23 protein-coding genes are annotated in these 23,313 nt (G+C 49.1%); 7 read left to right on the top strand and 16 right to left on the bottom strand.

Going from position 1 to position 23,313, the window contains the following annotated elements; genetic code table 11:
• Window positions 1-595 (top strand): SDR family oxidoreductase (locus HOK28_14745; GenBank protein MBT6434354.1); only part of this gene is annotated, 595 nt, incomplete at its 5' end.
• Here HOK28_14745 and HOK28_14740 read toward each other — a convergent pair.
• Together HOK28_14740 and HOK28_14735 are read right to left on the bottom strand one after the other, a co-directional pair.
• On the bottom strand, window positions 592-1,653 hold the full coding sequence (locus HOK28_14740) for a hypothetical protein (protein MBT6434353.1): 1,062 nt from the start codon (window positions 1,651-1,653) through the stop codon (window positions 592-594). The genes HOK28_14745 and HOK28_14740 overlap by 4 nt on opposite strands.
• A 60-nt stretch (window positions 1,654-1,713) precedes the next feature.
• The gene (locus HOK28_14735) at window positions 1,714-2,127 is read right to left on the bottom strand and encodes a hypothetical protein (protein MBT6434352.1); all 414 of its coding nucleotides are present in this window, start codon (window positions 2,125-2,127) and stop codon (window positions 1,714-1,716) included.
• A 385-nt stretch (window positions 2,128-2,512) separates the two neighbouring features.
• Between HOK28_14735 and HOK28_14730 the strand changes: the two genes are divergently transcribed.
• The 3 genes from HOK28_14730 (at window position 2,513) to HOK28_14720 (ending at window position 5,389) form a co-directional block, all read left to right on the top strand.
• On the top strand, window positions 2,513-3,529 hold the full coding sequence (locus HOK28_14730; protein MBT6434351.1) for a hypothetical protein: 1,017 nt from the start codon (window positions 2,513-2,515) through the stop codon (window positions 3,527-3,529).
• 21 nt (window positions 3,530-3,550) lie between these two features.
• Window positions 3,551-3,973 (top strand): thioesterase family protein, encoded by a 423-nt coding sequence (locus HOK28_14725; GenBank protein MBT6434350.1) that lies wholly within the window; start codon window positions 3,551-3,553, stop codon window positions 3,971-3,973.
• Window positions 3,974-4,369: 396 nt separating this feature from the next.
• A complete protein-coding gene (locus HOK28_14720) occupies window positions 4,370-5,389 on the top strand; it encodes a hypothetical protein (protein ID MBT6434349.1) in 1,020 nt (339 codons plus the stop codon).
• A gap of 17 nt (window positions 5,390-5,406) precedes the next feature.
• Here HOK28_14720 and HOK28_14715 read toward each other — a convergent pair whose 3' ends face one another.
• Entirely contained in the window at window positions 5,407-6,330 is a 924-nt protein-coding gene (locus HOK28_14715; protein ID MBT6434348.1) for a hypothetical protein, read from the bottom strand.
• A gap of 297 nt (window positions 6,331-6,627) precedes the next feature.
• Between HOK28_14715 and HOK28_14710 the strand changes: the two genes are divergently transcribed.
• Window positions 6,628-8,730 (top strand): hypothetical protein, encoded by a 2,103-nt coding sequence (locus HOK28_14710; protein MBT6434347.1) that lies wholly within the window; start codon window positions 6,628-6,630, stop codon window positions 8,728-8,730.
• A gap of 41 nt (window positions 8,731-8,771) precedes the next feature.
• Here HOK28_14710 and HOK28_14705 read toward each other — a convergent pair whose 3' ends face one another.
• Genes HOK28_14705 through HOK28_14695 form a run of 3 tightly spaced genes read right to left on the bottom strand, consistent with a single transcriptional unit; the run spans window position 8,772 to window position 11,012 of the window.
• A complete protein-coding gene (locus HOK28_14705) occupies window positions 8,772-9,590 on the bottom strand; it encodes an SDR family NAD(P)-dependent oxidoreductase (protein MBT6434346.1) in 819 nt (272 codons plus the stop codon).
• 10 nt (window positions 9,591-9,600) lie between these two features.
• Window positions 9,601-10,242 carry a cupin domain-containing protein gene (locus HOK28_14700; protein ID MBT6434345.1) on the bottom strand — a complete coding sequence of 214 codons (642 nt, stop codon included), beginning with the start codon at window positions 10,240-10,242 and terminating at the stop codon, window positions 9,601-9,603.
• Between the two features lie 14 nt (window positions 10,243-10,256).
• The gene (locus tag HOK28_14695; protein MBT6434344.1) at window positions 10,257-11,012 is read right to left on the bottom strand and encodes a hypothetical protein; all 756 of its coding nucleotides are present in this window, start codon (window positions 11,010-11,012) and stop codon (window positions 10,257-10,259) included.
• A gap of 207 nt (window positions 11,013-11,219) precedes the next feature.
• Between HOK28_14695 and HOK28_14690 the strand changes: the two genes are divergently transcribed.
• Window positions 11,220-11,972, top strand: a complete 753-nt coding sequence (locus HOK28_14690) for an acyl-CoA desaturase (GenBank protein ID MBT6434343.1) — start codon at window positions 11,220-11,222, stop codon at window positions 11,970-11,972.
• On the opposite strand, the gene HOK28_14685 is transcribed toward HOK28_14690, so the two are convergent.
• The 9 genes from HOK28_14685 to HOK28_14645 all read right to left on the bottom strand — a co-directional run bounded on the left by HOK28_14685 (window position 11,965) and on the right by HOK28_14645 (window position 21,290).
• Window positions 11,965-13,233, bottom strand: coding sequence for a class I SAM-dependent methyltransferase (locus HOK28_14685; protein MBT6434342.1), 1,269 nt, complete (start codon window positions 13,231-13,233; stop codon window positions 11,965-11,967). The genes HOK28_14690 and HOK28_14685 overlap by 8 nt on opposite strands.
• Window positions 13,214-14,038 (bottom strand): DUF1365 domain-containing protein, encoded by an 825-nt coding sequence (locus HOK28_14680; GenBank protein MBT6434341.1) that lies wholly within the window; start codon window positions 14,036-14,038, stop codon window positions 13,214-13,216. The genes HOK28_14685 and HOK28_14680 overlap by 20 nt, the downstream gene beginning before the upstream one ends.
• Window positions 13,989-15,248 (bottom strand): NAD(P)-binding protein, encoded by a 1,260-nt coding sequence (locus HOK28_14675; GenBank protein MBT6434340.1) that lies wholly within the window; start codon window positions 15,246-15,248, stop codon window positions 13,989-13,991. The genes HOK28_14680 and HOK28_14675 overlap by 50 nt, the downstream gene beginning before the upstream one ends.
• Before the next feature lie 5 nt (window positions 15,249-15,253).
• On the bottom strand, window positions 15,254-16,279 hold the full coding sequence (locus tag HOK28_14670; protein MBT6434339.1) for a class I SAM-dependent methyltransferase: 1,026 nt from the start codon (window positions 16,277-16,279) through the stop codon (window positions 15,254-15,256).
• A gap of 113 nt (window positions 16,280-16,392) precedes the next feature.
• Entirely contained in the window at window positions 16,393-17,091 is a 699-nt protein-coding gene (locus tag HOK28_14665; protein ID MBT6434338.1) for a hypothetical protein, read from the bottom strand.
• 89 nt (window positions 17,092-17,180) lie between these two features.
• Entirely contained in the window at window positions 17,181-17,603 is a 423-nt protein-coding gene (locus HOK28_14660; protein MBT6434337.1) for a DUF393 domain-containing protein, read from the bottom strand.
• A 61-nt stretch (window positions 17,604-17,664) separates the two neighbouring features.
• Window positions 17,665-18,492: a lipocalin family protein gene (locus HOK28_14655; protein ID MBT6434336.1), complete on the bottom strand. Its 828-nt coding sequence runs from the start codon at window positions 18,490-18,492 to the stop codon at window positions 17,665-17,667.
• A 310-nt stretch (window positions 18,493-18,802) separates the two neighbouring features.
• Window positions 18,803-20,149 (bottom strand): fasciclin domain-containing protein, encoded by a 1,347-nt coding sequence (locus HOK28_14650; GenBank protein ID MBT6434335.1) that lies wholly within the window; start codon window positions 20,147-20,149, stop codon window positions 18,803-18,805.
• A gap of 211 nt (window positions 20,150-20,360) precedes the next feature.
• Window positions 20,361-21,290, bottom strand: coding sequence for a helix-turn-helix domain-containing protein (locus HOK28_14645; GenBank protein ID MBT6434334.1), 930 nt, complete (start codon window positions 21,288-21,290; stop codon window positions 20,361-20,363).
• A gap of 201 nt (window positions 21,291-21,491) precedes the next feature.
• On the opposite strand from HOK28_14645, the gene HOK28_14640 reads away from it, so the two are divergent.
• Complete coding sequence (locus tag HOK28_14640; GenBank protein MBT6434333.1) at window positions 21,492-22,391, top strand: RNA polymerase factor sigma-32; 900 nt, start codon at window positions 21,492-21,494, stop codon at window positions 22,389-22,391.
• 169 nt (window positions 22,392-22,560) lie between these two features.
• Here the strand turns inward: HOK28_14640 and HOK28_14635 are convergent, their stop codons facing one another.
• Complete coding sequence (locus HOK28_14635; protein MBT6434332.1) at window positions 22,561-23,265, bottom strand: SDR family oxidoreductase; 705 nt, start codon at window positions 23,263-23,265, stop codon at window positions 22,561-22,563.
• Window positions 23,266-23,313: the final 48 nt, after the last annotated feature.

Genomic DNA, 23,313 nt, shown 5'->3' with positions numbered 1-23,313 from the left:
TAAAGTTTGCGACGTAAGCGATGAGCAGGCTTGCGAGGAGTTTGTGAGCTGGGCCAATGAGGTTGCCGGGGGTGTGAATGCGCTCATCAATAACGCTGGAGTGATTCGCGACGGCTTACTCGTTCGCAAAGATAGGAAGACGGGAGAGGTAACCACTTTGGCACGGGAAAAGTGGGATCAAGTGATTGCAACAAACCTAAATGGGCCAACATGGATGGCGCGCGAAGTGGTGGCGGGGATGGTTCGGCGCGGTGATTCGCCCGGCGTGATTGTGAATATGAGCAGTATTTCGCGCCATGGAAACCGAGGCCAATCAAATTACGTAGCATCCAAGGCTGCATTGGCGGCCAATACTGTGACTTGGGCCCGTGAATTCGCCTCTTACGGTATACGGGTTGGCGCCATCGCACCGGGCATGGTCGAAACACCTATGACGAGGGGTATGAATCAAAAGGCCAGGGAGGCTGCAGTGGCGGCAATCCCAGTGGGGCGAATAGGCGTACCGGAAGATCTATGGCTCGCGGTACGCTTTATTCTAGAGTGTGATTATTTTAATGCACGCACCATCGATGTAGATGGTGGTATGGGCTTTTAGGAACCAGCTGGTACGGCTGCTTCATCACCTTTGTATTCTTGCTGCTTAAGCTTCTCTTGGTTTTTCTGAAGCAGACCGATGCTCTGCATTTCCATTTGGTAGCGCGAGTCTGGGTAGAGGCCGTAGGCCTTTTGAACCATCTCTTGTGCTTTACCGAACTGAAAGTTGTACTCATAAGCCAATCCGAGGTTCCACCACGTTTTGGCCTGAACTTCAGGTTCCGCCATGGACTGTGTTGCAGGTACGGTTTCAAAGCTAGCAATCGCAGCATCCCAATTACCAACCTTTGCATGGCTGATTCCAGCTTCGGTTGCTGGAGACTCTTCTATCTTTGCAAAAGCAGCGAAGACAGTTTCAGTGTAGGGTGCGACAGCCTTGGCAAACGCCCCCGCGATCTCGCCCTTACATTCGTCATAAAGCTCGTGGATTTCACGTGAGCCCAGTTTTGAGGGTCGTTTGTCGTTTTGGGTCGTAGATGTGCTGCGTCTACATGGATAGCGTCTTGAAAGGTAAATAGCACCTGTAGAGATGTCGACCAACTTGATATTTACGTTGTAGATAGCCTCGGAGCTACGTGTAAAACGGGTATAGGGAGCACCTTCTTTGGTTTTCTTTTGCTCGCTGGTTACACGGCTCGAGAATTCCTTGTCGGCTACGGTACCGCTGACCATAAGAACGGCATCACCAGAGGCTCGCGCATTTGGGATGACGCTGAAGTCGATCATGGAAAATCGGCCTGTCTGGGTAAGCGAGTTAAAGACGTTTTGAGCAACATCGCTGCCGTCGTCTTTTTGGCCTTGCCAGCTGTTTTGGAAAGCCTGATTTGAGGACTTAGCAGCATCCCCAAGGGTTTGGACGGCTAATACCAGTGCTTCGAATACGTTGCTGGGAACGTCTCTTTTGCCTTGGAATGGCCCAACAGCGATTTTCTTATACTGAGCGAGATTTATCTCGGCAGGGCGCGTGACTTGAACCGGTACGTTGACGTGCGAGCATGCACTTGTGAGAACAATAGCCGCAAGGCCGAAAATCATAGAAAATCGTCGTTGAGATAACATGTAATACTCCTGGTTAAGGACCGGCCATATCACAGGTTTTTTTGTGGTTCCAAGCTCAGCTTAAACTTTCTGCCAGCTGTGTTTTTTAATCCCGGACCACCAAACCATGTACATAAACACGAGTTGAAATGGGAGTCTAAGCCACATGATGAAGGGGCTCGGTGGCTGGGCTGTGAGCTGGATGTTATTGAAGGCGAGATGTAGATTGGCTGGAAACACGGCAACCAGCAGGGCCAAGAGCCCCCATGCTGCGTACCGGCGCAGGCCGGGTATCATAAGGCCAATACCACCCAAAATCTCAAAGAAACCACTGATGTAAATAAGCTCTAAGTGGGCCGGTAGATAGGGCGGCATCATGGGAAGATAAAAGTCGGGGCTGGTGAAATGCGGGACACCGGCTACCATGTAGGAAACGCCGACAAAAATAAGAAACCGCTGATGAAATTTTTCGTCGCTGATGCGTGAACCGCCCATTTGTGGACTCCTGGTTTTAGTTTATCTTGAGTAGTCTATAGCGCCCAAGGCCAACGGTGTCTTGTAAAAAATAGGGCGATTTGAGGTATACGGTGTGCTAGAAATAGTTGAGGCGATGCTCTTTGGGCTCTCAGAGCGGTGGTTTGGTTCGTCAAATTAATACCGAAAAAGCATCTTGCGAGACCAAAGTTAGGCTCAATGAATCGGCGAGGTCGTTTAAGTATGGTAGAGGGAACGACAGATCGATTGTCTCAATATGAGAACCGGCGGTTCTGGCCGGGCGTGCGGGGCTTGTAGAGAGTCTTAAGTTCATTGCTTCGTTTTCGGATCTTATTCAGAAACGACCCGGTTTAAATAATGTTTGATAAAAGTTTAGGATACTCCAATGAAATACCTGCCGCTTGTGTTGACGTTTTTAGTTCTTGTGAATTGCTCGGCCGAGCCAATCGTGCCGCTGCAAGCTATTCAATTGAAGCGAGCGCTCGAGCCGGATTCGGAGTGTAAGTTTTCCTTAACGAATGAGTCGTGGGTCGAGGGTTGGTACGACCCCAAAGCCGCGAGTTCCATGAGTGTACATTTAGAGGTAGGTGCCACCGGGCTGGTTGGTTCAGATTTCGTGGACTTACAAGCCGTGCGGGTTTGCTACTCCGACATGTCGAGAGCAACCGATGCGTCAGATGACCATACGGAGTGCGACCTATATTTTCGCGATGGTACCGAATCTCCCGGATTTTTCGGAGAGACGGTCAACGTGAATGCTCAAATCGAGAATTGCTCGGGCGAAGGCTGCTTACCCGCGGCATTGGTTCAAGTTCAGTTTCTTGCCGAGCCGATGCTGCAGAAAATCTACAGTGAGTCATATTCATCAAGTGCGATCAGCGTCTGGTTTTCGGACGCTCCCATGGGTGAGGCGGCGTGCTGCCGCTATTTTTACACAGACCTTTTCTTGCTGACTGGAGAAGACCGGGTGTGTTGTACGAATGCCATCTGGGAGATGGGCATATCAACTGGGCCCGAGACAGGTGCTCCATGGGGCGAGTTTGGTTCCAGACCAGGTTCTGAGCTGAAGGTTGAGTTTCAATTGGTGGGCCAGTCATCAAATGGTGAAACAGTAACCTCGACATGGCTTTCTTTACCAACGACGGTATGCCCAGGGTGCACAAGTGCTCACGGTGAGACTACGGGCTGTGATACCATGACGGGTGAGTTTTGTGATTTTGGTGTATGTGATGTGGACGGCATTGTGGAGTCATGTACAGACGCGGGCTGCTCAGAGGTCGAGACGCCTTGTACGAACTTTAGTTATCAGCTCGATGGTGAAACTCCGGACGTAGAGGGTTGCATCGTTTCCCAGATGCAGGGCATTACACAACGGTGTAAAGAAGTTAGAGCTTGTGATTAACTTAAATGAGGGAGTTTGCTCATGCCACGTGTCATTTTGGAACCATTGAATCGTTATCAGTTTACGATGAACCTTGCCGTGAGAACCACCGACCTAAATCACGCCGACCATTTGTCTGCTTACGCTTTGGTAGGGATGTTAGATGAGGTTTATGCCCGTTTTATCCGCCATATCGACCTGGGAAAGCCAGGATTGGGAGCGCCCAACGTGAGCTCGATAAACGCCGAGCTACAGGTTAACTACTTAGGTGAGGGTAAGTTGCATGACGAATTGAAAATAGAGCTGGGGGTTCAAGGTATTACGGAGAAGAGTTTCCGCCTTCACTACCGTCTCAGTGTGGAGGGGCGTCCGGTCGCACTGGCGGAAATAGGTGTGGTTTGCTTCGACTATGTTTCTAAAAATCCCGTACCACTTCCTCAGGTCTTTGTTGACGCGGTTTCTTAACCCTCTATTGCTTGCCTCTCGAACAGCTTGGTTGTGTACCGGCAGTTACCGAGAAGTATGCAGATGAGGTGAAAGTATTTAAGCTCTGGTGAAACCAGTCGCCCAATATTTATTCTCTACGAGGATGGCGAGATTGTTAAGTCCGGTTATGCCTTTCCGGATGAGAAGTGTGAGGGCATGGAAGATTTTCTTGGAAATTACGTCTCCTAAACAAGGTTAGGGGATCATGAAAAGCCTGCACGGTGTGTGGTTATTTTGCCCCCTTAGGGAGACCGGCTGCCTCTGTCTGTACAATCCTCGTGACTCATTAAGTCCGCAAAATATTTGACCCCAGAACAGGATTCCTTGATATCATATAAGCTCTAAGGTCATGAGTTATGAAGGAAACAGCTGTCGATGTCTGACGATCCATCAAGAGGTAAAGAGCCAAAGGATGTGCTTGCTAAGTGCAGAGAGAACCTGGAGCGTGTCACACAGCAGAGTGTTGCCATGCCATTACCGGGTCGACATTCTGAAAAGAGCAGCGGCCGTCAACGTTCCATTCAGCGATTAACCGAAATATTAGGGAACTTCGCAGGCCTTCGAGACAGCGTCCAGGTTGTTCATCGATTGGAAAATTTGTTTGCCAACACGTCAGACCAAAAACTATCGAGTTTCTGTTTAGCCGTGGGTACCCCGGGGGCCCTCGGCGATTTAATGGTTTTGGTCGAAGAACTTACGAATCACGAAACTTACTTTTACCGCCATCCCGAGCAGCTAAAGTCTCTTTACGATGAAATTTTAATGCCACTCTTGAGAAAGCGTATTGCGGAGAATGATAGGCGCTTAACGATTTGGTCGGCGGCTTGCTCGACAGGTGAAGAGCCTTTCACATTGGCCATGATGGTTTTCGACGCCCTCAAGAGGCTTCAGGAAGTTCGTGAGTCATCTCGTGGTGAATTTACTTTTACCCATGACTGGAAAATTAGAATTGTTGGTAGCGATATTTCAGAGAAGGCGCTCGCTCTTGCTCGAGCAGGGGTCTACGTTACCAAGCCTGTCGCTTCATTTCGTGAAATGCCTCCATTGGCTTGGAGGTTCTTCACAAAGGAGAAGGAAACGGCCGATGCTTTTGGTGAAACAATTGAACATTTTAGGATCAGTGAATCCGTCAAAAAGCTTGTTCGTTATGAGCAATTTAATCTGGCCACTGAGCGCTCCCTGATCTCAGGATGCGACATCGTTTTATGCCGTAATGTATTGATTTACATGCGAGACGCCGAGAAGCGTAAAATGCAGGAAATGCTGAAGTCTTCTTTGGCGGTGGGCGGCGTTATCTTGTTGGGTGGGGCAGATGTTATGCGCACCGGCCGCGGCTGCGTTGCCAAGTGGATTGGCAATAACCAGTTTTATTTTCGAGAAGGCTCAGTGCTCTAAGCTAAAATCCCAAGCTTTTAATGATGTGAGTCGTGCCCGTGGCCATGAATGGTGGGTGCGTTCTGCGCGTGGTGGTCATCACCGAATGTGTAGATAAATCCCAGTCCGGCTCTCCAGTTGAGTGCTTCGGCTTCATCTTGATAATCCTGAACCAATGGAAAACCAAAGGTAAGGAACATATCCCAGTGATGGGACATGCTGTAAGCAATGGTGGGATGCGCCACCAGGGACCAGCCATCAGAACCAGGTAAATCCATGCCTAGGTTAGTATCCAGATTGTGGAGTGTTGTTTTGCCTTTATGCTCAAACGAAATCCCGGCTTGTAAGCTGACCGATTGATGACTTGAGTGCTCTTCCCAGGCGCTATAACCAATACCAGTTCCTGCATAAAAGAGATCACCAGATTTTGTGCCATCTCGGGTATATCCATTAAATCGCCGATAAGCATAAGCAATGGCAGACCAGTCACCTTTTTCTACGCTTACAAACCCAGCCAGGAGTGTATCTAAGGGACCTTTAAATGGTGTTTGACCGTCGGCATTGCCGGTAGGAACTTCGGCCCCGAATACTAAAGTGAAGAAGTTGGCGTCGCCGCCCCATTCCTCTTGAAGGTGTTCAAATTTTCGTTGGTAGCGCAGTGTTAGAACGGTGTCTTCTGCATTCACTTTGTCGGTGTGGGACACCGGTTGCATCACGGCCAGCGAGAAATGGCCATCATGGCCCAAGGGGATACCAGCTGAAATCAATCCGATTTGTTCATGAGAAACGTCATCGCCTGAGCCCGCGGCAATATTGAATACTTGAAATCCTGCAAACCCTTTGTTGCTAAAGAAGGCAGGAGCGTGAGGCCCCACAATAGCTTCGTGATGGGAATAACCTGTGCAGGGTGCGAGTAAAAGAGTGAGAGCTAAGCAATAGGCGTTGAATTTTAGTTTTGGCATCTGACCTAGCCCTTTAAACGTGATTATTATTAAGCCCTTGTATCGATTTTGCGCATCAAAGTACCGACTTACCTAAACGGTCTTAACTGCTCAGAGCAACTCGAACAAGAGATAGGTGTCAGTATTTGAATTGTGTGTGATTCTTCCATGACATCATGAGCATCGAGGCGCTTCGGAGAGGACCCGTTTTATGGGTCCTAGATTGGTTAAAATCTGGTCCAAAATAAATGTTACAATTCTGGGCCCTTAAGTATCTAACCCAGTAGTTAAGTTTAACCCGCTGTTTTCACTGGAGAGATGATGCATCACGCCCGGCTACTTGTTCTTGGTTTCTATACTCTCAGCGGGTTGGTTGTGATGAGTTGTTCCGGCGCAGATGACACCGATGCAGGTGGAACCGATGAATCTGGGAGTGTGGTCATCAACGAAATCCTTGCTGCCAATGGGTCGGGATCAGTGGATGAGGATGGAGAATTCTCCGATTGGATTGAACTCAAGAATATCGGTGCGTCAACCTTGTCTCTAGAAGGGTGGTCACTTTCCGACGACCGCACTAAGCCTGACAAATGGGTCTTACCTAGAGTAAATATCGCACCTGGGGCTTTTGTAGTGATCTATGCATCTGGCAAAGACCGCCGAGACAGCTCCTTGCATACCAATTTTAAACTTAATTCAGACGGAGAGTATCTGGGTCTCTATGGGCCGGACGACCGGCTGCTTGCTCAAAGCGAATTCGCTGAAGGGTTTGGAGAGCAACGTTCCGATATCTCGTATGGTACCCATACAGAGCCCGGCTATTTCTATTTGGCGACCCCAACACCGGGTGCAGAGAATCTAAGCAGTTCAGTGGTGCTCGGTGCAGGTACAGGTATCGTGATGTCTCATCAGCCAGGTCTATTCTTCGAGCCGATTGAACTATCCATCACTGGAGAAGGGAAGCTCTACTATACATTGGATGGAACCGTGCCGAGTGCTTCTTCAACTTTGGTTGGGGATACGGCAATCAGCTTGAATCAGTCTACCCAGGTGAGGGTCATGAGAGTGGCAGCCGATGGTTCGAATCATATTCTTCGGAGCTTTATGTTTATACGGGCCGACAACGACCTAAGAAATGTTCGTTCGCATCTACCCATGATTGTTGTGGATTCATTTGAGAATGATGGAATTGATAACGAAGGGCGCCCGCGAACATATTCGATTTCTGCCACAGCTGTCTTTGGTCTTCCAAGCGGAGCGGTGGATGTGTCGTTAGCGGATAAGCCAACCTTTATTGGCCGAACTGGAATACATATTCGAGGTAACAGCACAGCGGGTTATGAGAAGAAACAATACAGCCTGGAGACTTGGGATGAGGAGGACAAGGATGCGAAAGTATCCCTTCTTGGCCTGCCTAGTGATTCCGACTGGGTTCTACACGCGCCTTTCTCCGATAAAACCTTGATGAGAAACCATTTGATGTATCAGTGGAGTCGCGAAATGGGACGGTATGCTTCGCGGACAAGATTTGTAGAGCTGTATTTGAACAAAGACAGTGAGCGTGTGGGGGTCAGCGATTACGCTGGGGTTTACGTGCTTATGGAAAAAGTGAAAAAGGGCTCAGGAAGAGTCAATGTGTCTTCACTCTCGTCCAGCGATACAACTGAGCCGAATATTTCAGGTGGATATATGTTGGAGCGAGGCTGGAACTTTTCTGAAGACATTGGAATACGTACTCAGCGTTACGACGATGAGTTACAGTTCATTTATCCAAGTGCCGAGAATATCAATGTGGAGCAGCGAAATTATTTAGAGCGTTATATCGACTCATTCGAGGCAGCGTTGGCCGGAGAGGGCTTCACAGACGCGACACAGGGATACGCGAGGTACATTGATGTTGATTCATTTATAGACCACCACTTGTTGGTAGAGTTTGGCCGAAACATTGATGGGTATGTGTTGAGTACTTTCATGCACAAAGACCGGAATGGCCTTCTGAAAATGGGACCGATTTGGGATTACAACGGTGCGCTGGGAAACCCCGATTATTTTGAGGGGAATCTCGTGGATGGTTGGCATTATGAGAATCCGGAATTTCCGGCGGACAATCCAAATGGATACCACTGGTACACTCGGCTCTTTGAAGATCCAGCGTTTGGAACGCGTTATGCTGCTCGTTGGCAAGAACTGCGCGGAAGCGTGCTCAATGACGATAAGTTGATGAGCGATATTGAGGAGACAGTGACTCATTTGGGAGCAGCCGGTACCCGAAACTTCGAAAAATGGAATATTTTGGGTGATTATATTTGGCCGAATGCGCCAGGTTGGGAAGAGCGCGATACCTTCCGTAAAGAAGTAGATTACATGAAGAGCTGGATCCGGGACCGTGCCGCTTGGATGGACGGCCAGCTTGCGGGGCCTTAGTAGAGGACCCTTGAATAGTCACTCAAGTGTGTGAATGAAAATCACTTGTCGAGTGGCAAGAAATTGTGAATTCCCAGCTTCAACGTCAGCCATTCCATAAAGGCGGGAAAGAGGGCGCTTAGAGCAATGGCGGGTCGGATGGGACTTGGATTGACGATGACTTCAGGCAAGTCTTTAACAATGCTGCGGACCACTGCATCGGCCACACGTCGTGGATTAGATTTTCCCATGAGGGCAGGTGCTTGAACACCTTCTTCTTCCGATAATTTCTCGAATATGCCTGTTTCAGCGACCATGCCCGGGCAAATGACTGAAGCGCTAACCTTGGTCCCTTGCTGTTTGAGAGAGGCTCTTAGGGCCCGCGTAAAGCCGACCACTGCGTGTTTCGTGGCGCAGTAAGATTCTGAGTAAGCTGAGCCAGAGAGACCGGCTAGGGAACTCATATTGACGATATGACCATGTCCTCGGGATTTCATCGCCGGAATGAGCGCATGCGTGAGGTACATCAATCCTGTGAGATTCACATGAATCATTTTTTCAATGTCGTTAAAATCACCATCACCGAAGATGTCATATCCATAAATCCCAGCGTTGTTGACGAGTAGGTCGATGGGTTTGTCGGTTGCTTGAATTTTTTGAACAAGCTCTTTGAGAGATGAACGGTCGCTCATATCGGCAGCGATAACTTCTACACTTCGCCCTGACGCGTTTAGAGTATCTGCCACGCGGTGCAAGTCTTCAGCGTTTCGGGCTGTTAAAACAAGGTCAGCTCCGGCTTGAGCCAAGGCTTGTGCTATGTGAACACCGATTCCTCGAGATGCGCCCGTAAGCAGCGCACGTTTACCTGCAAGTGGTTTCATTTTTGATGTCCTACTCCGCCCACGCTCTATAACCAAGGGCACGTAAAGTGGGGGTTGCGGCAAAGAGTCCGACTTTCTGAATCCAAACCGGGATGTCGCTTCGGTATACATCACAAAAGGAAGCGAAACGGGCCAGCTGTAACTGGGTGTGGAGCCATGAGTGTTCGGAAAGCGGCGTTGCGAGAAATTGATGGATGTTGACCAAGCACAAGTCGAAAACGCCGATAGGCTGCATGGACACTTTGACCCGAGCGATGCCGGGGCCAGGATTGAAGGGAAGGTGGGCTTCTCCGGCTTGAATCTGGAGCGCCTCACCCGGGCTTAGGCTGTGCCGATTCTCTTGGTGCGTGAGGTGAGTAGCGCCAGCAAGACCCGTAAAGACTTCGTTCATATTTGAATGAACGTGAGCCAGGGGAATACTCCCGCTTGCCTTGATTTCCACTTCGATTTCTACCCGTGAAGGCTCACCCGTATAGCGGTCTTTCGTAAAGCGAATGGTTTCACCAGCAACTGGATTTACAACGGTGTCACCGGTCCTTGGAAAGGAGTCCGGGGAGGGTTCATTTTCAGGGAGGAGAAGGTAGTGAATCAAGCAACTGGAAACAAAGTAGATGACGAAGATAGAGCCGGCTTTATAAAGCTTCGATTTCATGACCGAGTTTTTTTTCACTTGATGATGTCACTGAGGTTACTTCGCAAACTCTCTAATTCACCCAACATCGATTCACGCTGCTCTTCGCTAAGCGTTGTCTCAAATTTGGCCATCTTCGTTTGCCAGCGGTTTCGCATACGGGTGCGATTATCAAGGAACTCTTTTGGGCAGCCCGACTGGGTCCACCATCGGTTGAGAATCAACTCAATACCTAGGCGCTCTTGTTTGGCCTTGAGTGCCTCGACGAGTTGGCGTTGATGGTCGCTTCGGCACGCTAAGCTGGCTTGGTTATGCTTTTCCCAATCGGTATCAGGCTGTGCAAGCATCTCTCTTTGCCCCTGGCTTAATCGGCCCAGCATCGAATCCATACGGTCTAGAAATTTTTCGCTTCGTTGAGTGGGATCGGCTGCTTTTTCTTGGGCTTGTTTAAACTCTTCTTTGAGTCCGCTTTCGAGTTCTAGGATTTGCTTATCGTCCAGTGTCACCAGTACGCCGCTGATGATTGGCGTGATGCGTTCTATGGTCTCTTGGTAAAGCTTGTTCCAAAGATTTTGTTGGCTAGCGAAACGTTGAGCGCATTGTCCTTTTTGTGCCGCTGCGATGAGGTTGGACACCGAATCCGTGACGCGAGGCATAATGGCTACTCGGTGCCACTTAAAAAATGGAGACAAACCATTTTGGAGTTGGTCTTCTTGTTCCCCGCTAAGGTCGACCCATTGTTCGATTTTGTATTCAATCCACCAGTCTGCGTAATCGTAGGCCCATTTCATGGTTCCACACCCAACAAGAGCGAAGAAGATGAACGGACTGAACCACCGGAGGGCCGAACGTGATATGTCGCAACGTGCCATTACTTTAATTTATGCCTCGGTTTGCGCAAAAAGAAAAGTGTAAGAGTCGTGAGGTTGATATTCTGTCTTTAGATCCGTACCTTAGGTCGCGCCCAGTATTTTTGACCTTTTCGTCGTGAGGTTCTGATGGCTGTTCTTTTACTCTTGGTCGCCCATTCCGTGGCATCAGTCTTTTTCCAATCATTTTTTCTGCATAGGTATGCCGCTCACCGGATGTTTGAGCTTACGCCGTTTTGGGAAAAGTTTTTTTACTTAATGACTTACCTCACTCAGGGTGCATCATTCTTGAATCCTCGAGCTTACGCGGTACTGCATCGAGAACACCATGCTCATTCAGACACACCCGATGACCCACATTCACCCCATCAACACCCAGGTTTTGTGTCGATGATGCTTGCGACCAAACGCCGGTACGATAATCTGGTCGACTCCGATGAGGGCGATTCAAAATTACCCAGGTGGCAAATGCTCGACACCTGGGGCGCGAGCTACGCTTCAAGCATTCTTTGGATATCGTTGTATACCGGGTTTTATATTGCGTTTGCTACGCAGTGGTGGATGTTTTTCTTGTTGCCGATTCATTATCTGATGGGACCCATTCATGGTGCCATTGTGAATTGGTGTGGCCATCTCTACGGCTATAGAAACTTTGAGCTTGGCGACCAGTCGCGAAATACATTGATTTTCGACTTCATAACTTTGGGCGAACTCTTCCAGAACAATCACCACAAATTTCCGTCACGTCCCAATTTTGCGGTGCGATGGTTTGAATGGGACCCCACTTACACTGTGATGCTGGCGTTACATACGCTGGGTTGTATTCGATTGACGCGCCGCCCAGCGGCCGTTCAGAGTCAGCTGCTGGCGCGTTCTAAGTAGCCGGCGATTCAAGCTTGGAGTCGGGCCGAACCATAACCATGTGGACATCGCTGATGTGTCGCTTATCGAATCCCGCGATGCAGTAGCACAGATAAAAATCCCACATTTTGATAAATCGGTCATCAAATCCTAGTTCTCGAACTTCATTTATTGAATCGAAGAATGCCTCCCGCCAACGCCTGAGCGTGGTAGCATAGTGGTCGCCGATATCTTCCAAATGGAAGAGCTTCAAATCCGAGCTGGTGTTAGCGGCTTGCGCGAGAGCTGTAATGGAAGGGATACAGCTTCCAGGGAAGATATACCTTTTGATGAAGTCAACTGAATCCCGAGCATCAAGGTAATGCTGATCAGCGATGGTAATGGCCTGAATAAGCATAGAGCCCCCAGGCTTGAGTCTTTGTTGGCACACCTCAAAGAATGACTCATAAAATTGATGCCCAACTGCTTCTATCATTTCAATAGAGACGATTTTGTCGAACGTTCCCTCCAGCTCGCGGTAGTCTTGTTGAAGGAGGATGATTTGGTTTTCGAGGCCTGCCTCCCTGATTCGGCCTTGAGCAAGTTCAAATTGTTCTTGGGATATCGTGGTGGTGGTAATTTTACAGCCGTAATGGCGCGCGGCATAGATGGCGAAACCTCCCCATCCTGTACCAATTTCTAAGACATGGTCGTTTGGGTTGAGTCTCAGCTTTTTGCAAATACGGTCTAATTTAAATAACGAGGCCTCGTGCATCGTGCTCTCAGGTGTCTTGAAAATTCCACTGGAGTACATCATCGTTTCATCAAGCATGAGCTCGAAAAACTTATTGCTCAAATCGTAGTGTGCACTGATGTTCTTCTTGCTACCCGTTAAGGTGTTGTCTCTCAAGCGGTGATAGAGAGCGAGCACTGGTTTAGAAAGATTTGCAAGTCCTCCCTCCATTTTCTCGAGCATGTCGTAGTTGTTTAAGACCAGGAGCAGAGCACCCTCAAGGTCATTTGTTGTCCAGTAACCATCCATATAGGCCTCCGCGGCGCCAATACTGCCGCGTGTTGCCAGTGTGGAGAAGAATCGGTCATCGTGAATATTCATTTCGATGGCATGCTTTACGTGACTTTGTTCTCCCAGTTTATAGGTAGAGCCGCGCCAGTTTACATTGACCGAACCACCTTGCATGCCTTCTAGTCGTTCTAAGATTGTTTTCGCGAGAAGGTTCGTAAGCCAAGTCGTCGCAGTTCTAGTTTTAGGAAGTCTTGGGGCACTATGAAGATTTTGGTGCATTGGAGCTCTCCTTGATGGGGCGTTTACCGGGGTGAGTGAAAAAAGTGGCCTTGCGAAACCATAGAAGAAACGCTTGCCAATAAATTTTGAGAACTACGCTGGCGGTCATGAGCGGAAAATCAACTAATATTCGAGATAAGTTCCCACGTGTCAGGGGCTGATGCGTCAATGAGAGGGCAGCATGAAAGTGAACCTCGCCGTCACGTTGATTTTTCATATGAACTGTCAGGCGTTTACCGGGTACGCCAAAACGCCAGTCATATTCGTAGTTCATGTCGAGGAACGGGGATACGTGAAATTGTTTATTGAAAAGAAAGTTGTGGGAGGTGATTCTTTTTGAGTTTTTCGTAATGGGCAATACGTATGCGTGGCGCTCGTCCCACGGCGTATTTGTTATTTCAGCAACAATACATTTGAGCTGCTCGGCTTTGTTGTAACAATAATAAAAGGAAACAGGATTAAAGGAATAACCAAAGTAGCGGATGTGGGTCAGTAAGCGAACTGCGCCGTCAGGTACAGGGTGACCAGCCTCCCGGATTTTGGAGTGAACCGTGTCCTTCAAATCGGTTTCCGGGTCACCGAGATAATCACGCCTTCTAAAGGCGGCGATGTTTCTACGCTCGACCGACCAAAAAGGGTGCGAATCGAAAATATAGGGCAACTCATCGAGGTCAATGAGCATCATGAAAAGTGGGTACTTAAACCCGTGCTTTGGTGCCTTGCGTTGGTGCGCAACCCAACCGCGGTAAATACCACTATGCTGCTTGAGTGGTATCACAACGTTTCTTTTCTTGAATGGCCTCACACACTCGAAGTGCACTCTTCACGCCATCTTCATGGAATCCATAGTGCCAATAGGCTCCGCAGAAATGTGTGCGCCCGCCGCTTATTTCGTGGTGCCGTTTTTGGGCATTAACAGTTTCGCGGGTATACACGGGGTGGTCATAGAAAAATGTTTTGATGATTTTAGTAGGTTCGATATCCAAACCTTGATTAAGCGATACAAAAAAGTCTGGTGAACCGGTCAATCCCTGTAACTTGTTCATCCAGTAGGTTACCGTGGCATCACCTGATTCCGATTTTGGTACACGGTAATTCCAGCTTGCCCAGGCTTTCTTTGCTTTGGGCATTAAGGATTTGTCGGTGTGCAGTGTGACTTCGTTTTTCTGGTATGGGATGTTGCCAAGAATATCTTTTTCTTCATGGTTGGCGTCGGTCAATATTTTAAGCGCAGTATTGCTGTGGCAAGCCATAATGACTTCATCAAATTTCAAGGTTTCTCCGTCTACCACAAGTTCAACGCGGTCCTCGAAACGGGTCACAGATTGAACTCTGCTCTTTAGTCGAATCTTGTCTTTGAACGGTCGAACCAATTTACGGACGTATTCCCGGGACCCGCCTTTGATAACATGCCACTGGGGGCGACCCGCTAACTTCGTAAAGCCGTGATTGTGGAAAAAACGAAGGAGATATTCGAGCGGGAAAGACATCATCTGAGAGGGAGGTGCAGACCACACTGCTGCAGCCATCGGTACGATGTGTTGTTCGATAAAGGCAGTTGAGTAACCTTCCTCGCGCAGGTACCGTCCAAGGCTTCTTGCATCACCGCGTGCCAAGGCAGCATCAGCTTCTTTATAAAAACGATAGATGTCTTTTAGGATGAGCCAGAAGCTTGGCCGAATGATGTTTCGCCGTTGTGCGAAAAGGGTGTCGATGGAGGTTGCGTTGTACTCAAGGCCTGTGCGCTGGCACAGCACGCCGAAGCTCATGCTGCTATCCTGATACTCAACTTCGCAGTCTGATAGTAATTTTAGAAAGTTGGGGTAGGTGAGCTGATTGAAGACAATAAACCCGGTGTCGATGGCGTGAGTTTGTCCTTCCCACTCCACATCAACCGTATGGGTGTGCCCTCCAATCCAATCAGAGGATTCGAATATTTCAATGTCGTGATCTTCATGAAGATAGTGAGCACATGTCAATCCGCTGATGCCGCTTCCAATGATGCCAATTTTCATAATGGCTATTCCTTATGTGCCCCTAGGAGGTGATGTGAAACGCCCCATTCAGTGCCTTTTCTGAAAGCAAACATCTCGGCGCAGGCCATAAAGAACATACGCCACCGTTGTACCGCACGTCCGGCCTCTTTGCCGAAGTGGTCTCTGAATAAGTTTTTGGCATCATCATGGTGAGCGTCGATGTTGTCTAGCCACGCCTCGGCGGTTTGGGCGTAGTGAGTGCCTGGTGTCCACCAGGAGTTTTCTACTTTGAAAGGCGAAGATAGTTCACTGGGTAAGTGGTGAGATGGCATCATGCCGCCCGTGAAAAACTCCCGAGCCATCCAGTTGGATGAATCCTCTCCCTCAAAGGGATAGCAGTAGGTCTGATGGGAGAAAAAGTGGAGAAAAAGCTTACCGTCTTGATTGAGCCACGCGTTACATTGGTTAAGCAGCTGCGGCCAATTACGCATGTGCTCAAACATTTCTACCGAAACTATCCTGTCGAATGTTTTCTCGGGCTGAAAGCTGGTCATGTTGCAAGTAATCACCTCAACGTTTTTGAGACCACGCTCGCTGGCCTGAGCCATGATGTGTTTTCGCTGGGGTGCAGAGTTGGAGACTGCGGTGATCTGAGACTCTGGATAATGTTCTGCCATCCAAAGGGTTAGGGAACCCCAACCACAACCAAGCTCTAGGATCCGATGACCGTTTCGAAGCTCGGCGCGCTCACAGGTTAGACGAAGGGTATAGCTTTCGGCGTCGCTTAAATTTTGGGCTTGATGATTCCACTCGCAACCGCTGTATTTTAGATGTTGCCCCAGGCAGAGTTCAAAGAAGCGGGGAGGCACTTCGTAGTGCTGCTCATTGGCGTCTCCGGTGTTTATGGCGATGGGCGCATTGTTGAGTGACTGTACCCAGTTGGACGGCTCACCTGTCGTTGACTTAGTTTTTTCGTCCTGAAGTCGTTCCGCGACAAGCCTTCTAATTCCCCACCGGATGAGCGGATCTGGAACCCAACCGCTTTCGGCGGCTCGAACTAATACCTCCACGGTATCCTCCTGATTTGTATAGTTACCGGGTGGGTAAACCCGTACGCGACCCAACGTTAAGCTGTGTTTAATGACCGAAATTTTCAATAGCTTTAAGGCAGATAGGAGAGAATTTATTGGGCCGGAGATCCGGGGTGTCGTGCATCGCTCACTCTGCTCCAAATGGTCAATATTAGGTGACAAAGAGCGATGATGAATGCGAATGCGCCGAGATAAAGTGCAAACCTTGATTGAACCGTTAGGTCATTCAAAAAGGGGTAGGGATACCCACAAACAGATGTCTTAATTCCACAAGGTTGTGTGTTGTATAATGGGACAACACGGTCAACCCAAGTGATATAGAGACCCGCCACTACGGCCAATGTACCCACCGGCATTAATTGATTTCTTGGTTTTTTGTTCAGAATAAATGCCTCGATGTAAACACTCACCGTGCTGCCCAGGTGCATGTACCATTCTGAATACCATGGCATGGGGCTTCCTTTGTCGTTTACCATCGCGGGGTCTATTAGGTAGAGGCTCCAGTAAAGGATTACGACGATGGTGCCAAGGGTGAGGGCAACCGGGAGAATCGGGTTTTGTATTCTTAGGCGAGGCATCCAATGGGAAGCCAGCGCCCATGTGAGTGCTAGCAGGTTAAATGAATGTCCCCAGTTTGTGAGGTAGCGCCAGCCGCCAGTGGCATCAAAGGGGTGTTGTCCTACGTGGTACGACCAGAATCCAAGAGCCAAGGTAAACGCAAAGAGTCGGTAGGTAATTGACCACCTTGTCGTCTCTACGTTTGTGCTCTCTGGCGAAGGGGCAATTGGCATCAGGTTCTCGCAGTGTTCTATGAACCTGCTTCATGACTATTCGGTCATGGCCTGTCAATCACAAGAGATGAGCAATGGTTGAGCGAGGGTCAGGACTGCATTGATTTGGCTTCGGGGTGGCACAGCTCTGGGGTGCACCGTCCAGTCATTCTAAGGCGATGCTTCGCGAAAAAGTTATAGAGCGCATCAAGGCCCTGAGTAATACCGGGCAGTCTTGTCAGGGGTACCGCCCACTTGAGGGCCGTGCGCCCGTACAATTGCCTAAACACTTCCACGCCGTGAATGATGGTCCCGTCACGTAAACGGCCGTGAATAGAGTCCATTAGGGTCTGGAAGGTTCTTCCGGTTTCAACTTCCGCGTTAAATCCGGGGTCGTCGATATCGGTAAAGATGAGGATGTTGCGGCGGTCGAGCCAACGAAGAAAGTCAATTTCTTTCGCGCATAGGGGGCATGCGCCATCAAAGAAGACTTCAAATGAATCGGATTGGCCCTGAACTGATTGATTATCCATAACTCTAACGTGGTGTTAGGGTAGAGACTTTTCAACCAGTCCAGGCCTAAGAAACAGAGAATTACTTGCAGATTAGCTCTTGGCGCTCACATGAACGACGCTTACCGGTACGGGCAAAATCCCACCAGCCAAGCTTACAGCTGTTGCTAGATACTTCTTCGTGTCCGCCGCTGCATCCCTGCCAGAAGTACTGACATCCGGTTGTGTAGCTGCTTACTACAACTTCTTCACACTTTGGTGCGTCCCAGCCGCAGCTAGCTTGTTCAGTCTGTTCGAACCCTACGTACCAAGCATCGGTGTTGTAACCGTTGGACTGTGCATAGTTGAGAAGCGCGTTGTAGTTCGCTTGGTCTTCAGCAGTGTCCAAAGTAGGGCGGCGTGCGAGGATCCACATAAACAGGCGGCATGGGTCGCCTACGAGTACCATGTCGTAATTGCCTTCATCGTCAGTGATAATGTCCATCACGAAGTAGTTGCGGTCTTCGCTGTCACCTTCTGGGAAGCCCACGCCGAATACGCCGTCTCGGTTGGTGAACTTGGCGGTACCGTTGATTGGGTTAAAACGTCCATCTTCGAGGCGGCATGTGTTGCGCACGGAAACACCACTGCCATCGGCAAGAAGGTTGTATTCTGCGCGAGTACAGCTACATCCGCGCTCGAATGTATTACGTACGATTGCACTGGTTCCTAGCTCGTACCAGGTGCCTAGATACTTATCGAGATCGATGTTTTCGTAAACTGGGATTGGGTTGAAGTAACCACAAGCATCCGTAATCAGCAATTCTTGCTGCGCTTCGCTGTCGAGTGTTTCGAGTTCAATTTCCGGTGCTTGCGTACCGCATGCAACGAGGGCCAAAGCGAGTGTAAGTGTAGAGATTAATTTTTTCATTGGGAGGGTATCCTTTAAGTCCTATTTACGTCCAACTAGAAGACCTGGGTAAGGTCGGCAAAGCGAGGCCTGGAGGGGCTTCCTGCCTCTTGTGCTTCAACAAGGGCACCGCGTCATGTTCTTCAAGTGGTAGGTGAACAAAAATTGTACAAAAACCTACATATCTGTTTTTTTCTTACCTTTACCTACATTTTATGGGGCCGATTCGTGAGTCGAGGAGAGCGGTTAAAGGTCGTGGGAGTTGGCAAAAAAAAACGCCCCCTCATACTTACAAAGAATGAGGGAGCGTTTGATTGGTTTGTTTAGTTAATTACAGAGCTGGAATGAGTACCTGATCGATGACGTGAATAACACCGTTTGCAGCTTCGATGTCAGCGAGTTGAACAACCGCAGTGTCGTTCACTGATACACCTGAGGCGCTACCATTTACTGTCAATTCCTGGCCCATCAGGCTTTCAACTACAACTGTTCCGTCAATGTCACTTGAAAACACGCTTCCAGGGAAGGCGTGGTAGAGCAACACTGCTTGGAGCTGATCGTCGTTAAGAGACGCGATGGTTCCGTCGTCGATGAGCGGAGTGAAAGCACTGTCTAGCGGTGCAAATACTGTTAGCTCAGCCGTTAAATCTGCAACTGCGCTGTACAACCCAGTGCTCTCAAGAACGCTGGTCAGGATGCTGAGGCTTGCAGTTGTGCGAGCCAAAGCTCCAATTGACATAGCAGGTAGAATAACTGCGTCTACTACATGGATAACACCGTTTGTCGCCATGACGTCGGCAACAGTAACGTTTGCACTATTTTCGCCGTATACCGTTACGCCAGTGCCCAATTCGATTGTAATGTTCGTTCCTGCGAGGGTCTCAACGTATGCGCGGCCTTCGGTAAGGTCAGAAGATGGTACCGTCGCTCCAACCGCGTGGTTGGTTAGAATTGCGGTAAGGGTAGGGATGTCTGCGAGTAGGCTTTCAACGGTTCCTTCAGGCAAGGCAGCGAAGGCGTCGTCTGTTGGAGCAAAGACAGTAAGAGCTTCAGCTCCACCTAGAGCAGCGCCTAGACCAGCAGCTTCCACCGCCGCGAAGAGCGTGGTGTGGCTTGCAGATGTGTAAATCTTTTCAGCAACGTTTGTTGGTGGGAGGATAATTGCATCAATGACGTGAATTACGCCGTTTGAAGCTACAATGTCTGTTGCAGTTACGTTTGCTTGGTTGATGGTAACACCGGCATCCGAAACATTAACAACCGCGTTATCGCCCTGAAGCGTTTCGGCGAAGTTTTTACCTGCAACAAGAGCTGTTGAAGGGACGTTGGTCGCAAGAACGTGGTACTTCAAGATTGCAGTGAGTGCGTCAGTGTCAGCCAAGAGAGCGTCGAGAGTTCCTTCGGGGAGCGCGTCGAATGCAGCGTTCGTGGGGGCGAATACTGTAAAGTCACCGCTGCCGTTAAACGTGTCTACTAAGTCAGCGGCGGTGAGTGCAGCAACCAATGTACTGAAGTCATCATTGCCAGCTGCGATAGCGGCGATTGTTTCGAGGTCGGAGCCTGTTTCGTTGGTGTTATCGGTTTCAGCTGGGTCTGATTCGCCACAGCCAGTAAAAATGAGGGAGGTTGCAAGCATTGCCGTGATGGCGATTGCCTTGAATGAGCTGGTTACGTACATCGATTCTGTTCCTTTTTAAAATCATACATGAAGCTAAATCGCTTTCAATTGAAACAAGGTTATGTGCAACCAAAGAAACAAGATGACTGATGAAAATAACTTAAAAAAATCACAAAAATGAATTGCGAGCTTGGCATGTGTGTTGACTCAAAACGAAACAGTGCCCCAAATTAGGATTTGAAGCAGGCTCTATCGGTGAATTCAGGTAGACTTATTTTGAGAAATCGTGAATTTGACGTGCAAGATTTGAGAGCTGCTTCATACTATCGCAGTAACCAGAGAACTCGATCTTCTTTCTGAAGTTCGGATCCCATAATGCTCGGCCACCCAATATCAGAGCACAATCATTGCTCTCTGTTACATGGCTGAGCTCTCGTAAAGTGTTCAGAAACACATCCTCGCAATCAATCTTACTAACGCTTAGCCAAAACAAACGAGGCTTTAGCTTTTTGACTGCCTGGGACATGCTTTCTATGGGCTGCCACGCACCAAGATTTTGGGCATCCCAGCCTAGTTCTCGGAGTGTAAGCTCACACATTGCAGTCGGTAGGGAGTAGGGGTCGCCCTCTAAAGTGCAACCGATTGCTCCGGGTGCTCCGGGCTTAGAAGGTCCAACCAATCGCCGCATGTCGGCAAAAGAGCGTTCTACGATAAGGCAAGCACGCCGCTCTTCGTAAATCTCAATTTCGTTAGCTTCCCATTGATGCCCGATGGTGGCGAAGGCTGGGCCGACCAGTGTGTCGAAGATATGAGACAACGGCTTACCGGACATCCAACTGGAAACCAGAATGCTTCGAGCTGAGTCTTCAATACCCTCAGCAAGGAATTTGTTTAGCCTCGGCAATAAGGTCTCTTGTTTGTCAGCCGTAACATTGGGCCGCAGTGCAGGCATGTCTATGAGCTGCGGGTTCTGAAGAGCGTGGCCTTTACTACGGGCAAACGTCATCAACGTTTGAACACTGATTCTTCGGTGCCCACCGCTGGTTTTGACAACCTGTAGGTGGCCGGCATCACACCACCGCTTAACCGAAGACTCACTCACTCCAAGCACTTTGGCCGCTTTCTTGGGGGAAAGCAGAACTCCTGTGCCCGTTTTGAACGATTCAGCATTGGGTGCTGGCGTATTTTGGTCGATTCCCATGTATCTATTATTATGTATTCTTCCCCAATAAATTCAAGTATTAACGGCCGTTTGTCACAGGGCATGATCATTTTTTTGCGCAATGAACGTTTTGAACGTTTTTTCTATTGTGCTTTTTTTACTTTCAGGTATGTTTAAGGGGTGGACGTTTTGAACGTTTTGACCCGAAAGACGAAGTCCATGGGCTTAGGAGTTACGGAAATGAAAAAGTCAGCTACGAAGACAAAAGCATCAAGCAAAGTGGCCGCGGCCCCTGTCGACATGATGGACATCTATATGAAGCAAGCACGCACCAAGAACGTGCTTACCCGCGAGGAAGAGGCCGACCTCGTGGCTGAGGCAGCCGCAGGTAACGAGAAAGCCCGTGGCGATCTGGTTTCCGCCAACTTACGATTTGTCGTGAAAATCGCTCATGAGTACCGCGGATACAAGATTCCGATTGGTGACCTGGTTCAGGAAGGCAACATCGGGCTTCTTCAGGCTGTAAATAAGTACGACCCAGGCAAAGGCTGCAGGCTCATTAGTTACGCGGTGTTCTGGATTCGTTCAGCCATCCAAGAATATATCATGCGCAATTGGTCTATGGTCAAAATTGGTACGACCGCTGCTGAACGGCGATTGTTCTACCGGGTCAAGACTCTGAGTGGCCAAGACAACTTGGGCGTCGAAGAGAAATACGAACGATTTGAAGAACTCGCCGAAAAAGTCGGTGCTTCTACATCAGAGGTAGTTACATTGAGCCAGCGTGTTTCTCGCCGAGACAGCTCTTTAGACTTACCGGTTCGACACGACTCAACCATGACCCGGGCTATGTTCATCTCTGACGAAGCACCAGGTGTTGAATCTCTGCTCGCTAGTAAACAAACTCAAATTAAGGCCGAAAGTCTTGTGAGTCACGCTGCCGCTCAGCTGAACGACCGTGAGAAAGAAATCCTCAACTCGCGTTTGCTTGGTGAAGATAAGGCGCCGCTTCGGGAGCTTGCTGAGAAATTCCAAATCTCCAAAGAGCGTGTTCGACAGATTGAGACCCGTATCAAAGAGAAGATTGCTAACTTTGTAGAAAGCCAAGGAGCTGCTGGTCAGTTTCGAGAGCAATACTAATACGACTTACCCACCCTTTTCCTGCTCTTGGGCCCCATACGGAACCCCCCTTTCCCGGGGCCCTCGAGCATATGCCAGTTCAAACGCAGCTTTCCCCAAAAGACTACAACTGCAATCCCATAGAAACATAACTAGCCAGGCCACAAGCCTTATCGTTGATAATGAATGTTTAAGCGTAGGAAGGGATAAGCTCTAAGAGAGCATCCCATAATTGAACACGTTTAGAATCGCTGGTTCTCGTCCAAGGGAACACATGGGTGGTTCTTGGCTGCCGGTCGAGAAAGAGTTGACCGGTAAATTTTTTGGCCTCAGGACTGGCACATAACCAAGCAATCGTATCGGCACCTTCTTCGGGTGTGCGAAGAATGTTTTTAAGCGTCTTGTAGAACACCGGTAGGGCGCTTTCGACTCCAGGTGTATCCGCCCAACCGGGATGCATGGCGTTTACCTTCACTCCACTGGCCGAAAAATATTTTGCCATCAGGCTGGTAAGCTCAACTTGAGCGCGTTTGGCCTGGGCATAAGCCCGAACGCCGTCGAAAGGTCTCGATGGTTTTATCAGCTGCGATATTTGAAGGCGTTGGGTGTACATACCACCGGAAGATACAAAGATGACCCGTCCCGCATCGCCGGCACTGAGTAAGTTCTTCAGCTTAAGGGTCATAAAGAATGGACCTAGCACGTGGGTTGCAAATGTAACCTCGTGGCCCATGGTTGTCTCTTGATATTCATCGAGTAATACACCGGCATTGTGGACGAGGCCATCAATTCGGTCAGTCTTCGAGCTTAGCCAGTCGCAGAAGGCATCGACGTTGCTAAGATCGGATACATCAACAGGGCTGATCTCTAATTTCGAATTTGGAAATTCGAGCATTAATCTTTGATAGACTGCGAAGCTGCGCTCAAAACTGCGGCAAGCCAT

It is taken from the genome of Deltaproteobacteria bacterium (assembly GCA_018668695.1).
Lineage (GTDB): Bacteria > Myxococcota > XYA12-FULL-58-9 > XYA12-FULL-58-9 > JABJBS01 > JABJBS01.
This window is presented reverse-complemented; position numbering and strand designations above follow the sequence as displayed.